Source organism: Promicromonospora sp. NPDC057488 (assembly GCF_042802395.1).
In the GTDB taxonomy this organism is placed as follows: Bacteria; Actinomycetota; Actinomycetes; order Actinomycetales; family Cellulomonadaceae; genus Promicromonospora.
Window position 1 is genome coordinate 1 of sequence record NZ_JBHVEG010000053.1, and the last position, 12,849, is coordinate 12,849.

The window sequence follows — 12,849 nt, forward strand, 5'->3', positions numbered from 1 at the left end:
GCAGTAGTCCGCCAGGAGCCGGACGTCGAACCCGGCGGCGCGGGCAGAGGTCCGCGCCGCCAGCGCCGCCGCCGGGCTCGTGTGCCAGGTCGAGTACATGCCGGCCAGCGGCCCGGCGAGCGCGGCGTGCGGTCCCAGCGCGGCGGCGACCCGGGGCGCCCGGTCGGCGTAGACGTGGCGCGCGGTGCGCACCACCTTGTCGACCCAGCCGTCGCGGAGCAGCGTGAGCAGGGCACGCTGGCTCGCCCAGGGCGGCGTGTCGTGCGTGATGGCGCGGCGGTCCAGAAGTCGCTCGTGGACCTCGGGCGGCGCGACGAGCCAGCCGAGCCGCAGGCTCGGGCTGACCGACTTCGACGCGGTGCCGACGTAGGCGACCTGTGACCGGTCGAGGGCCGCGAGGGCGGGCACGGGGGCGACGTCGTACCGGAACTCGGAGTCGTAGTCGTCCTCGACCACGACGGCGCCCACGGCCCGGGCGGCAGCCAGGAGCGCGAGCCGGTCCGCGGCGGGCATGACCCGGCCCAGCGGGTGCTGGTGCGCCGGCGTGACGTACGCGGCGGCGCACCCGGTCAGGTCGGTGACGGGCGCGAGCGCGGGGTGGTCGACGACGTCGCGCCCCGACATGCGGACCGTCTCCACGGCGGCCCGGTAGCCGGGGTCCTCGACCAGGACGTCGCCGGGGCCGAGCACACCGAGCAGCTGCCGCAGCGCGTCCGTGGAGCCGTTGGTCAGCAGGATCTCGTCCGGGGCGACGGTCAGGCCCCGGGTGCGGGCGAGCCGTTCGGCGAGGGCCTCGCGCAGCTCGGCCAGGCCGCTCGGGTCCGGGTAGCCCCGCGGCGGCGTGGCCGTGGAGACCTCCCGCCAGGCGCGGCGCCAGCCCGCGAGATGACGCGGGTCGATCCAGGGCGTGCCGGCGTCCAGGTGGATGTACCGGGGCGGCTGGACGGCGGGCCGCGGGGGAGGCGGGTGCGCGGGGAGCGTCTCCCCGGACGCCACGAACGTGCCGGCCCCGTGCCGGGTCGAGACCCAGGCCTCGGCCAGGAGCTGGTCGTACGCCTGCTCGACGACGGCGCGCGCCACACCCAGGTCGGCCGCCAGCGCGCGGCTGGAGGGGAGGCGGTCGCCGGTGCCGAGGGTGCCGTCGGTCACGAGCGCGCGGACGGCGGCGGCGAGCTGCGCGGGGAGGGGCTCGGGGCGGGTGCGGTCGAGGCGGACCGGGAGCATTGGGTTTGCTTTCGGGTCGGGTCGGGCCGGGTCAGGCCGGGTCAGGTCAGGTCGGGTCGGGTCGGGCTGGGTCCGGGCGGGAGTCGGTTGGTTCGGTGAGGCTGGAGCCAGACGGCGTGCCCGGACCGGTCCGCAGGTGAGTGGCCTGTTCAACTGATGCCGAACTGGCTCGTGTCCACCAGCCACTCCAGGCCCAGGCTAGCCCTATGACGACGCAGCAGCTCACCCCGGGGCCGGACGCACCCGGTCACGATGCACCCGTTCAAGCCACGTCCGACCTGGCAGCGCCCGGTGCGCCCACAGCATCCTCGGCCACGGCTGGTTCCAACGCGGCTGGTTCGGTCGGAGCCGGCTCGACCGCGCTCGACCCGTCCTCCGCTCCGCTCTCGCCCACGGATCGGACCACGCCGACCCGTGGCCGCAACCGCCAGGTAGACGAGCGTGACCGGCTCATGGTGCTCCTGTCCGACGCGCTGATCGTGCACCTCGGCGTGCTGGCGGGTGCGCACCCGGTCGTCCTGCCGACCGCGTTCGGCGTGGACCCCGAGGGGCCTGACGACGGCGGCACGCTCTACCTGCACGGTTCTGTCGCGGCGGGATGGCTGGCCCCGGCGCTCGAGCGTGACGTGTGCGTCACGGTCACGGAGCTGGACGGCCTGGTCCTGGCGCGGACGGGATTCCACCACTCGATGAACTACCGGTCGGCGGTGGTGATCGGGCGGCCCCGGAGGGTGACCGACCCCGAGGAGCGGCGTCGTGCGCTCGACCTCGTCGTGGACCACATGGTGCCCGGGCGGTCCGCGACGCTGCGGCCGGCGACCCGCAAGGAGCTCGCGGCCACCGTCGTGATCGCGCTGCCGCTGGCCGAGGCCTCCATGAAGCAGCGCGAGGGTGGCGCCACCCTCGAACCGGGCGACCTGGAGCTCGACGGATGGGCCGGCGTCGTGCCGGTGCGCCGGACGACGTCGGCGCCCCTCACCGAGGACTACGTCACGGACTCCGTACCCGAGCTCGTGCTCCGCCGCGCCGCTGAGCTGAGCGGTGACGACGAGGGGTGACGGGCAGTTTCGCGAGGGGCAGGACAGCGAGGCGATGGACGGCGCGCCGGGTGGTCAGAACGGCGGTTCCCCGGGATCGGGCCGGTGGGCTTTGGCCGTGTCGTGTGTGTCGTGATTGTCGGCAGGGGCCCGGGTGTTCGTCCGGCCGTCCGGGGCTCGCCGTCCGAGGAGCCGGCGAACGTCCTCAGCAAGGCTCGTGATGTTGGTGTCTGCGTACCTGTGGTCAGCGGGGTCGGTGGTGGGGCCGGTCTGGGTGGGTGGTCGGGTGTGGGTGTGTCCGGTGGGAGCGGTCCAGGTCGTGTTCCCGGTGTCGGGGTCGCGGGTGACGTCCCAGCCGTGGTGGGTCTTCGCCAGATGGTGGCCGCGGCACAGCGGCTGCAGGTTGGTGGCGCGGGTCTGTCCAGGTGTTCCTGGTGGTTGGGCGGTGGGGTCGAGCTGGTGGTCGTAGGGATCGATGTGGTCGAGGTCGGCGTGGTGGGCGGGTCGGTCGCACTGGGGGAAGCAGCAGGTCTGGTCCCGGGCGGTGACGGCTTGTCGGAGGATCTTGCCGGGTTGGTAGGCGGTGGTGGAGTAGTCGGTCAGGATGCCGGTGACCGGGTCGGTGAGCAGGCGTTGCCAGGTGGCGTCGGTGGCGATGCGGGCGGCGGTCTCGGCCGGGATGGGTCCGTAGCCGTCCAGGTGGCCGGGGGTGTTGTCGAGGCCGAGGAGCATGGTGGCGGGGACGGTGACGCGGATCTGCGGTCGGACGGTGATGACCCGTATCGCGGTTCCGCCGCAGGTACAGCCTCCGCAGGCGCATCCGGTGGCGGGCACGGTGGTGCGGGGCATGGTCTGCTCACCAGCACTCCGCGTGCTGTGGTCGCCGGGGTCGTCGGGGGCGCACTCGGGTAGTGACGGGACGACGATCCGGCCGGTGGTCAGGGCGACGAGGGCGTCGGCGCGGGCTTGGGCCAGGGTGCGGGTGGTGCCGGGTGTTCGCCGCAGGGCGTGGGCGGCCTGCTCGATGGCGTCCCAGAGGACAGCTGCGTCGGCGGCGGGCAGGTTGGTGCTGATCCAGGCCATCGAGTTGTCGGCGGGGTCGAGATAGACGGCGCGGCGGGTCATTGCCTGCTTGGTCACCTCCGTCGCACCGTGCAGCCGGGTGGCGTACTGGTTCATCTTGTCGCGGAGCCAGCGGCGGGTGTGGTCGGGGGCTTGGGGGAGGTAGCGGGTGATGGCCTGGTCGCGTTCCTCGACGGTCAGGGGGTTGCCGGCGCGCAGCAGGATGTCGGCCTTGGCGGTGTCGAGGGTGGCGTCGCGCAGGGCGTTCATGACCTGGGGGTGTTCTGCGAGGCCGGTTCCGCGGGCCATGAGCTTGTTCGCGTCTGTTTGTGGGATGCGCAGGCGGGCGCTGATCTCGGCTGCTGCGGCGTTGTGCTCGGCCGTCCAGCCGCGTCGTCGGGCGATCTCGCCGGTGGCGCGTGATTGCATGGCGGTGGCCCAGGAGATGATGTCCTGCCACCGGGCAGCGACATCGACCAGGTCCCCGTCGTTGGTGTCCGCCACCTCGACCGCGGTCAGCGCGGCCACCAGGCCCGCACCGACGGGCAGCGTGCACAGGTCGGACAGCTCGGCAGGCAGAGCAGCACCGACCTGCCCGGCCGGGTCGCCGACAGGGTCCGTCGTCGTCGGACGGGTGGCTCCGCCGTGCCCGGTCCAGGTGACAACGACCTCAGGCGCCGGCCCCCTGCCGTCCGGCGGGAGTGAGGTCCAGCTCAGGCACGGAGCGACGGCGCCAGGAAGCGTGTGCGAACCAGCCGTCGTGTGCCTCAGCAACGACCGCTCGACGGCCGTGACAGGCCCAGCGCTCATGTTCAGGTTCTCGTTCACGCCCGCCCCCTTGACTCGTCCAGCCCATCATCCTCAAGCATCGCTGATGCCTCGAATATATGTTCGAGGCAAGCGAGCCGCATCCCCAGATCCAAAGCTGTGGACAACGCCCTGCGCGCCCGGTCACCGCTGCTAGCATCCCGATCGTGACTCCGAACTTCTCCGTCCTGCCGCCCCCGGTCGTCTGACCGGAGCGGCACCACGACCAGCCCACGCGGGTCTGGTCCTGCGGCGTGCTCCGAGATGTCTTCCCTCCCGGACGCCTGACGGACCTCGGCATCTTCGTCGTGAGCTCCGGCCAGCTCTCCGGAACCCCTCGGAACAGGTCGGGACCTGCGGGTGCCCGGCCAGGAGCACAACATGTCATCACCTCGGATCGGGCTGCTGCTCGTCTGCCTCGCCGGAGTCCTGTGGGGCACCGGCGGTCTCGCCCTCGAAATCCTCCGCGACCACTCGTCGATGTCCGTCCTGACGGTCAGCGCCTACCGCATGCTGATCGCGGCCCTCGTGCTGGTCGCCGCCTCGTTCGTCCTGCGCCGGGGGCCGCAGCTGCTGGCGCTGGTCCGGGCCCACCCGGTGCGCGCCGTCGTCGTCGGGCTGGGGACGGGCGCCTACCAGGCGCTCTACTTCGGCTCCGTGGCGACCGCGGGCGTCACCGTCGCGACGGTCGTCAGCCTGGGCCTCGCCCCGGTCCTCCTCGCCGGGGTGGACCTCGTCCGGGCCCGACGCCGGACCGCCCCGTCGCGCAGCACCCTGCGCCTCGGGCTGGTCGTCTCCGCTGCACTGTCCGGGCTGGTGCTGGTCAGCGCCGCCTCGGGGGCCGACGCCGTCGGGAGCCGGCCGGTGCTCGGCCTGCTGCTGGCCGTCGCCTCCGGCTCGGTCTACGCCGCGACGACGGCGCTGGGCGGCACGCTGCTGGCGTCGCCCGTCGTCGACCCGCTCGCCCTGACCACCGTGGCGACGACGGCGGGCGCCGTCGGACTGGTCCCGGTGGCGCTGGCCGGCGGCGGACCGTTCGTCACGAGCGACCTGGCGGCGCTCGGCACCCTCGCCTACCTCGGCGTGTTCACGATGGCCCTCGCCTACGGGCTCTTCTACGCGGGTCTGCGCAGCACCCGCAGCGGTGCGGCCGTGGTCGCGACCCTGGTGGAGCCGGTGACGGCGGCCGTCGCCGCGGCGGTCGTGCTGGGGGAACGGCTCGGGCCGGCGGGAATCGCCGGGTCGGTCCTGATCCTCGCCGCGGTGGCCGGCCTGGACGAACCCGGGCCGGACCACCCCGGCCCGGCCGAACCCAGTCCGATCGAACCCAGCCCGGACCGGTAGCCGCCGCTCAGCAGCTCAGGCGTAAGACCGACGCCCGTCCTGTCGCAGCCTGGGCTGCGCCGGGACGGGCGTCTCGTGGGCGACGGCGGACATCTGGCCGGTGTTGTACTGGTCCGCGATGTACTGGCTGAACTGGCCCGAGTCGAGCGTGTGGGCGTTGTCCTCGTAGTCGTACGTGCGGTACCCGTCGGGACCTGCCGGCACGTATCCCCGAGGCGCAGCGGCGGCACCTGACGAATCCGGCGCGCCGGCCGCGTGCGCCCCTGCGGTGCCGGTACCGGTACCGGCCCCGGCGGCGTGCGAACCGGGTGCGGCCCCGTACGACCCCTGGCCCGCCCCGGCGCCGTAGGCCCCCGGGTCGTAGCCCTGCTGCCCGCTCCGGTAGTCCAGCTCGGCCCCGGCCGCGTACTCGGTCTGGTATCCGGCGGGGTACGCCGCCGCCTGCCGTGCGTCGTGGCCCGGCTGGTACGCGGGGTAGGCGCCCGTGTTCACCTGCTGCGCGGCCGGCTGCCACAGGTCGGCCGGGGGGTTCGGCGAGTCGAACGACGGCGTCGCCCCGGTCAGCCCCTGTGCCGCCTGGTTCTGAGCAGCCTGGTTCTGAGCGGCCTGTTGAGCAACCTGGTTCTGCGCCGCGAAAAGCGCCGACGCCCCTGCGTCGGGCTGCACGCCGTTGAGCTCGCCGTGGATGCGCCCGGCGAGGTTGGCCGCGATGGCGAACCGCAGCGGTGCCAGGGAGTCCACCGACATGGTGCCCGTCACCGCGGGCGGCGGGAGGAATGCGAAGACCTCGTCGTCGCCGAGCCGCATGCCCTGGCCGAGGGCGGCGTTGAGCGTCTCCTCCAGGAGGTACTCGGCGCGGCCGTCCTCGGTCTCGAGGTCGGCGAACATCTCTTCCATCGTGCCCCAGCGGCGCTCCAGCGTGCCCTCGACGGTGTCGAGGAACCACCAGCCGTCGTGCGACTCCAGGAAGAGGTCGCCGAAGCAGGAGGCGAAGCGCGGGGTCTTGTCACCCGTCCCTATCCACGACCAGGACGACAGCGCGAACTCGTAGGCGTCAGGTGCGAATTCTCGGATCAGGTGCACCTGGCGAATGTTGCCATGCTCACACTCCGAGCAAAAGGGGCGTACTGGATATGTAACGATTCGGCTCGTCCGTTTCACCCGAATGTTTTCCTCCCGGAAACACCTGGCGACCCCGCGAGGTCGGTCGCTACCGTCGCGCCATGGTGAGCGACGACGACGACGGACAGCATGGCGGGCAGCACCACGGGCAGCACGGTGGCCGGCACACGAGCGGCCAGCTCGCGCTCGACGCGCGGGTCCAGGAGTACTACGCGGGCCTGACCGGCTGGGACGAGCACGCGCGGCTCACGTCCCGCTCGGCGCAGGGCCCGCTGGAGCGCCTCCGGACCCAGGAGCTTGTCCGACGGCGTCTCGCGCCCGGCGCGCGGGTGCTCGACGTCGGCGGCGCCACCGGCGTGCACGCCGCACCGCTGGCCGCGGACGGCTTCGACGTGCTGCTGGTCGACCCGGTCGCCGAGCAGGTCGCGCGCGCGGCCGAGCACGGCACCTTCGCGGCGCGGGTCGGCGACGCGCGGGACCTGGCCGCGCCGGGCCTGGACCTGGCCGACGACACGTTCGACGCCGTGCTGCTCCTCGGCCCGCTCTACCACCTCGCGGCGCGCGACGACCGGCTGCGTGCGCTGCGCGAGGCCGCACGCGTGACCCGGCCGGGCGGCACCGTCGTCGCCGCCGGCATCACGCGGCTCGCGGCGCTGGTCGGCGGCGGTTACGAGGGCTTCAGGCCGCCCACCTGGCAGGCGATCCTGGAGCACGGCGCGGCGCCGTCCGACATCCCGTTCCCGGCGGCGCACTTCCACGACGCCGCGGAGCTCCTGGGGGAGGCGACCGAGGCGGGTCTGTCCGACGTCGTCGTGCACGGGGTGGAGGGGCCCGCCGGCGGGGCGCTGGAGCGGGTTCCGCTCGACGCCCCGGAGGCCCCGGCGCTGATCGACGCCGCGCTCACCCTCGCCCGTGCGTTGTCGACGACGCCCGGGGTCACGGACATGAGCCAGCACGTGCTGGCGATCGGTACGGTCGCACGATGAGCACCGAAAACGGCACGAGCACGGAGAGCACCATGAGCACCGAGATCAGCCCCGGGTCCCGCGCCGAGATCGACCGGATCGAGCGCACCGACCCGCCGGTCGCCGCCGACGAGGTGACGATGCTGCGGTCCTTCGTCGACTTCTACCGGGCCACGATCCGGCGCCAGTGCGCGGGTCTGACGGCGGAGCAGCTGCGCACGCCGCACCCGCCGTCGACCATGACGCTGGCCGGGATGCTCAAGCACCTCGCCTATGTCGAGGACGAGTGGTTCTCGGTCCGCCTGCGGGGCAGCGAGCCCGCGCCGCCGTGGGACACGGTGGACTGGTCCGCGGACCGCGACTGGGACTGGAACAGCGCCCTCGCGGACACCCCGGAGCAGCTGGTCGCCCTGTTCGACGGCGCCGTGGCCGCCTCCGAGCGGATCCTCGACGAGGTCGTCGGCGCGGGCCTGGACCAGGAGGTCGCACGATCTTCGGCGCACGCGGGCCACGGCGGGCGCATCACGCTGCGCTGGATCCTGGTGCACATGGTGGAGGAGTACAGCCGGCACGCGGGCCACGCCGACCTGCTGCGCGAGGCCCTGGACGGCGCGACCGACCTCTGAGTCAGAGCAGGAACCACGCGTAGTCCGCGGCCTCGAGCACGATCCAGAACCGGAGGAACCGGCCGACCAGGCCGGTGCTCAGGAACAGCCACATCCGCACCCGCAGCATGCCCGCCACCACGGACATCACCATGAAGGGCGGGAGCCCGGCGAAGGCGGAGCACAGCAGCACCAGGCCGAGGTAGACGGGGCGGCCGTCGGTGCGCTCCCGCCAGCGGGCCATCGCCGCCGCGACCTTGGGCGACTCCAGCTTGCTGCGCAGCCAGGGCAGGCGTGTGGTCCCGGCGCCGGCCCAGTACCAGAGCAGCTTGCCGAGGACCTGCCCGACGGCGGCGACCGCGGCCAGCACGACGCTCGGGTAGGTCTGGTCGGCGGCTGCCGCCGCGAGGTAGACCTCCAGCGCCATGAACGCCGCGACCGCGGCACCGGCCGAGTAGAGGAACGTGGACACCAGGAGCATCAGGCCGGTCTGTCCTCAGGAGGTGTGTCAGTTGGAGGGGACCGGCCGGGTGGCCGGGGTCACACCGGGACGTTAGCGCCTGCTGCCACGAGCTGCCGAATCAGGGCCTCGGCGGGCGGCGCGGGCGGGCCGACGGTAAGGGCCATGACCCGCCGCTTGGCGCCCGGCAGGGGAGCGGTGGCGATGCCCGGGTGCCGGTGCGCGAGCAGGGTGAGGCCGGGCAGCAGGCTCACGCCCGCGCCCGCGGCGACCAGCGCCTGCACGGCCACGTAGTCGTCGGTCTCGAACGCGATCCGGGGCGCGAAGCCGACGGCCGCGCAGCGGGCCACCATGTCGGCGCGGCAGCGCTCGCAGCCCGCGATCCAGTCGGCGTCGTCCAGGGCCTTCAGGTCGGGGACGACGCCGGGGCCGGGCGCGGCGTCGAGGTCCGCGGCCGTGACGAGGTTGACCTGCTCGTCGAGGATCGTCGTCGACTCGAACCGCGACAGGTCGTCCATGGAGCGGGCATGGCGCACGTCCATGTGCTCGAACACCAGCGCGACGTCGACCGCGCCGGACTGCAGGGCGGCGACGGCGTCCGGCGGCTCGTGCTCGACGAGCCCCACGGACAGGCCGGGGTGCTCCTGCACGAGCCGCGCGACGGCGTCGGGCACGAGGGTGGCGAGCGCCGAGGGGAAGGCGGCCAGGCGGGCGCGTCCGGCGCGCAGGCCGGCCAGGGCGTCGAGCTCGCGGCGCGCGCCCTCGACGCGGCCGAGGATCTCCTCGGCGCGGTTCGCGAGCAGGCGCCCGGCCTCGGTGAGGCGGACGCCGCGGCCGTGCCGCTGCAGCAGCGGGATGCCGGCGTCGGCCTCCAGGCGGGACAGGTGGTGGCTCACCGAGGGCTGCGCGTAGTGCAGCTCCTTGGCCGCGGCCGTGACGGAGCCCGTACGGGCGACCGCCGCGAGGACGCGCAGCCGGGTGAGGTCGAGCTCTGCGGTCATGCCTCCAGGTTAGCGCAGAAAGATAGGCCCCATCGATCGAAAGTCGAAGTAACAAGTATTGGACCTATGGGTCATGGGCGGGTCACGCTGGGTTCATGATCGCCGCACCCGCCCCGGTCGAGACCCGTCCCGACGTCACGATCGCCGACGTGCTCGCCGCGCAGTCGCGCCTGGACGGCATGGTGGTGCGCACCCCCGTGGGGGAGTACCCGGACCTGACCCGGGCCGCCGGCGCCGAAGCCGTCGTCGTCAAGCACGAGAACCAGCAGCGCACCGGCGCCTTCAAGGCCCGCGGCGCCAGCAACCTCCTGCTCGGGATGACGGAGGCCGAGCGGGCCCGCGGCGTCGTCGCCTACTCCACCGGCAACCATGCGCAGGGCGTCGCCTACGCCGCCCGGCTGACCGGGACCGCGTGCACCATCGTCATGCCCGACGACCCCAACCCCGTCAAGCTGCGGGCCGTGCTCGACCAGGGCGCGGACGTGCTGCTGCAGGGCGCCACGTTCGACGACGCCCGGGCACGGGCCACCGCGCTCGCCGAGGCCTCCGGGGCGCGGCTCGTCGGAGCCGCGAACGAGCCCGCGATCATCGCCGGCGTCGGCACGCTGTACCTCGAGATGTTCCAGCAGGCCCCGGGCCTCGACGTGCTCGTCGTCCCCGTCGGCGGCGGCTCGGGTGCCTCCGCCGCGGGTCTGGTCGCGGCCGCCGTCGCGCCCGGCACCGAGGTGATCGCCGTGCAGTCCGCCGCCTCGCCCGCCGCCCACGACTCCTGGCACTCGGGCGCCCTCGTCGAGCGGGCGAACACCACCCGCGCGGAAGGGCTCGCCGTCGGCTGCGGGTTCGAGGTCACCCAGGCCCTCATGCGCCGCCACCTCGCCGACTTCGTGCTCGTCACCGACGAGCAGATCACCCTCGCCCAGGAGCTGTACCTCACCGGGGCGCACACGGTCGCCGAGGGTGCCGGGGCCGCCGCGCTCGCCGCCGTCCTGGCCGACCCCGAGCGGTTCGCCGGACGCCGCGTCGGCGTCGTCTGCACCGGTGGGAACGCCAGCGCGGACGAGCTGCGGCGCGCCCTGGCGCGCGCTACGGGACCCGTGCCCGACTAGGCTCGGCCGCATGGCCCGCTACTTCGACGTCCACCCCGTCGACCCTCAGCCGCGCGCGGTCGGGCAGGTGGTCGCGATGCTGCGCGACGACGCGCTCATCGCCTACCCCACCGACTCCTCGTACGCGCTCGGCTGTCGCATGGACTACCACGACGGCGCGGACCGCATCCGCGGCATCCGGCGGCTCGACGACAAGCACCACTTCACCCTCGTGTGCGCCGACTTCGCCCAGCTCGGCCAGCTCGTCAAGCTCGACAACTCCGCGTTCCGGGCCATCAAGGCCGCCACGCCCGGGCCCTACACGTTCATCCTGCCCGCCACCGCCGAGGTGCCGCGCCGCCTCGCGCACCCCAAGAAGAAGACCGTGGGCGTGCGCATCCCCGACTCCGCCGTCACCCAGGCGCTGCTGCGCGAGCTCGGCGAGCCCCTGCTGTCCTCCACCCTGATCCTGCCCGACCACGCCGAGCCCCTGACCGACGGCTGGACCATCAAGGAGGAGCTCGACCACGTGCTCGACGCCGTGGTCGACGGCGGCGACGCCGGGACCGAGCCGACGACGGTCGTCGACTGGTCCGACGGTTATCCACAGGTGGTTCGAGAAGGTGCCGGCGACCCCGCCCGTTTCGAATAGCCTGGGGGTCATGACCGACCCCACCGGGCTCGAGCAGGCCCGCACCAAGATGACCCAGGCAGGCGTGGCACCCGCCGCGATCGAGACGTTCACGCGCTTCTACCACCTGCTGGAGTCCGGCGAGACCGGCCTGATCCGTGAGACCGACATCGACCCCCTCGTCGACATCCCCAACCGCGCCGAGCTGACCATCAGCGACGACGCCGCGGCCGCCGCCCTGGCGCAGACCGCCATGCTCAAGCTCAACGGCGGGCTCGGCACCTCCATGGGCATGGACCAGGCCAAGTCGCTCCTGCCCGTCCGCGAGGCGCCCGACGGCGAGGGCGAGCTGCTCACCTTCCTCGACATCATTGTTGGCCAGGTCCGCGCTGCCCGGCAGGCCACCGGGGCGCGCCTCCCGCTGCTGTTCATGAACTCCTTCCGCACGCGGGACGACTCGCTCGCCGCCCTGGAGCGGTACACCGACATCGCCGTCGACGGCCTGCCCGTCGACTTCCTGCAGAACCGCGAGCCCAAGCTCCTGGCCTCGGACCTCACCCCCGTCACCTGGGAGCAGGACCCCGACCTCGAGTGGTGCCCGCCCGGCCACGGCGACCTCTACCCGGCGCTGCACGCCTCCGGCGTGGTCGTCGCCCTCCTCGAAGCCGGCTTCCGCTACATGTGCGTCTCCAACTCCGACAACCTCGGAGCCACGCCCGACGCGACCATCGCCGGCTGGTTCGCCGCCTCCGGCGCCCCGTACGCCGCCGAGCTCTGCCGCAAGACGCCCGCCGACGTCAAGGGCGGCCAGCTCGTCGTCCGCAAGGCCGACGGCCGCATCGTGCAGCGCGAGACCGCGCAGACCCACCCCGACGACGCCGCCGCCTCGCTGGACGCGACCCGCCACCCGTTCTTCCACACGAACAACCTCTGGTTCGACCTCCAGGCGCTCGCGGACGAGCTGGAGCGCACGGGCGGCGTGCTGGAGCTGCCCCTGATCCGCAACGACAAGACGGTCGACCCGTCCGACTCGTCGTCGCCCGCGGTGGTGCAGATCGAGTCCGCCATGGGCGCGGCCGTGGCCGTCTTCGAGGGCGCGACCGCCATCGAGGTGGAGCGGTCGCGGTTCCTGCCGGTCAAGACGACGAACGACCTGCTGGTGCTGCGCTCCGACGTGTACACCCTCACGCCGGACTACCTGCTCGAGGCCCAGGCGCCCGCGCCGCTCGTGGACCTCGACAAGTCGCACTACAAGCTCATCGACGGCTTCACGCAGCGGTTCGCCGCGGGTGCGCCGTCCCTGCGCGACGCCGACTCGCTCACCGTGCGCGGCGACTGGACCTTCGGGTCGGGCGTGCGCGCCGAGGGCAAGGCGGCGCTCGCGGGCGACGGCGGCACGGTGCCGGACGGCGCGACGATCGGCGCGGACGGGTTCTGATCGGGCTGGCGTGCTGGCGTGCTGGCGGGCTGCGCTGGTGGTCGGTAGAACGTCAGGCGGTCGGTAGA

Annotated in this window: 12 protein-coding genes; 7 read left to right on the plus strand and 5 right to left on the minus strand. The window is 73.5% G+C overall.

Annotated features, from left to right (window positions below; genetic code table 11):
• The coding region (locus ACFU5G_RS13150; RefSeq protein ID WP_377244863.1) for a PLP-dependent aminotransferase family protein at window positions 1-1,224 on the minus strand (1,224 nt) is incomplete at its 3' end.
• A gap of 206 nt (window positions 1,225-1,430) precedes the next feature.
• On the opposite strand from ACFU5G_RS13150, the gene ACFU5G_RS13155 reads away from it, so the two are divergent.
• Window positions 1,431-2,282 (plus strand): pyridoxamine 5'-phosphate oxidase family protein, encoded by an 852-nt coding sequence (locus tag ACFU5G_RS13155; protein WP_377244866.1) that lies wholly within the window; start codon window positions 1,431-1,433, stop codon window positions 2,280-2,282.
• A gap of 54 nt (window positions 2,283-2,336) precedes the next feature.
• Here the strand turns inward: ACFU5G_RS13155 and ACFU5G_RS13160 are convergent, their stop codons facing one another.
• A complete protein-coding gene (locus tag ACFU5G_RS13160; protein WP_377244869.1) occupies window positions 2,337-4,151 on the minus strand; it encodes an HNH endonuclease in 1,815 nt (604 codons plus the stop codon).
• A 360-nt stretch (window positions 4,152-4,511) separates the two neighbouring features.
• On the opposite strand from ACFU5G_RS13160, the gene ACFU5G_RS13165 reads away from it, so the two are divergent.
• Entirely contained in the window at window positions 4,512-5,474 is a 963-nt protein-coding gene (locus ACFU5G_RS13165; protein ID WP_377244872.1) for a DMT family transporter, read from the plus strand.
• Between the two features lie 15 nt (window positions 5,475-5,489).
• Here the strand turns inward: ACFU5G_RS13165 and ACFU5G_RS13170 are convergent, their stop codons facing one another.
• Window positions 5,490-6,557, minus strand: coding sequence for a hypothetical protein (locus ACFU5G_RS13170; protein WP_377244875.1), 1,068 nt, complete (start codon window positions 6,555-6,557; stop codon window positions 5,490-5,492).
• A gap of 140 nt (window positions 6,558-6,697) precedes the next feature.
• On the opposite strand from ACFU5G_RS13170, the gene ACFU5G_RS13175 reads away from it, so the two are divergent.
• Both ACFU5G_RS13175 and ACFU5G_RS13180 read left to right on the plus strand, forming a co-directional pair.
• Entirely contained in the window at window positions 6,698-7,582 is an 885-nt protein-coding gene (locus tag ACFU5G_RS13175) for a class I SAM-dependent methyltransferase (protein ID WP_377244877.1), read from the plus strand.
• 32 nt (window positions 7,583-7,614) lie between these two features.
• Window positions 7,615-8,187 (plus strand): DinB family protein, encoded by a 573-nt coding sequence (locus tag ACFU5G_RS13180; RefSeq protein WP_377244957.1) that lies wholly within the window; start codon window positions 7,615-7,617, stop codon window positions 8,185-8,187.
• A gap of 1 nt (window position 8,188) precedes the next feature.
• On the opposite strand, the gene ACFU5G_RS13185 is transcribed toward ACFU5G_RS13180, so the two are convergent.
• The gene (locus ACFU5G_RS13185) at window positions 8,189-8,647 is read right to left on the minus strand and encodes a VTT domain-containing protein (RefSeq protein WP_377244880.1); all 459 of its coding nucleotides are present in this window, start codon (window positions 8,645-8,647) and stop codon (window positions 8,189-8,191) included.
• A gap of 59 nt (window positions 8,648-8,706) precedes the next feature.
• A complete protein-coding gene (locus ACFU5G_RS13190) occupies window positions 8,707-9,627 on the minus strand; it encodes a LysR family transcriptional regulator (RefSeq protein ID WP_020015273.1) in 921 nt (306 codons plus the stop codon).
• A 95-nt stretch (window positions 9,628-9,722) separates the two neighbouring features.
• Between ACFU5G_RS13190 and ACFU5G_RS13195 the strand changes: the two genes are divergently transcribed.
• The 3 genes from ACFU5G_RS13195 to ACFU5G_RS13205 are packed head-to-tail and all read left to right on the plus strand — an operon-like array spanning window position 9,723 to window position 12,781.
• Complete coding sequence (locus tag ACFU5G_RS13195; RefSeq protein ID WP_377244883.1) at window positions 9,723-10,733, plus strand: threonine/serine dehydratase; 1,011 nt, start codon at window positions 9,723-9,725, stop codon at window positions 10,731-10,733.
• A gap of 10 nt (window positions 10,734-10,743) precedes the next feature.
• Window positions 10,744-11,364: an L-threonylcarbamoyladenylate synthase gene (locus ACFU5G_RS13200; protein ID WP_020015275.1), complete on the plus strand. Its 621-nt coding sequence runs from the start codon at window positions 10,744-10,746 to the stop codon at window positions 11,362-11,364.
• 10 nt (window positions 11,365-11,374) lie between these two features.
• A complete protein-coding gene (locus ACFU5G_RS13205; RefSeq protein ID WP_377244886.1) occupies window positions 11,375-12,781 on the plus strand; it encodes a UTP--glucose-1-phosphate uridylyltransferase in 1,407 nt (468 codons plus the stop codon).
• The last annotated feature ends 68 nt before the right edge of the window (window positions 12,782-12,849 follow it).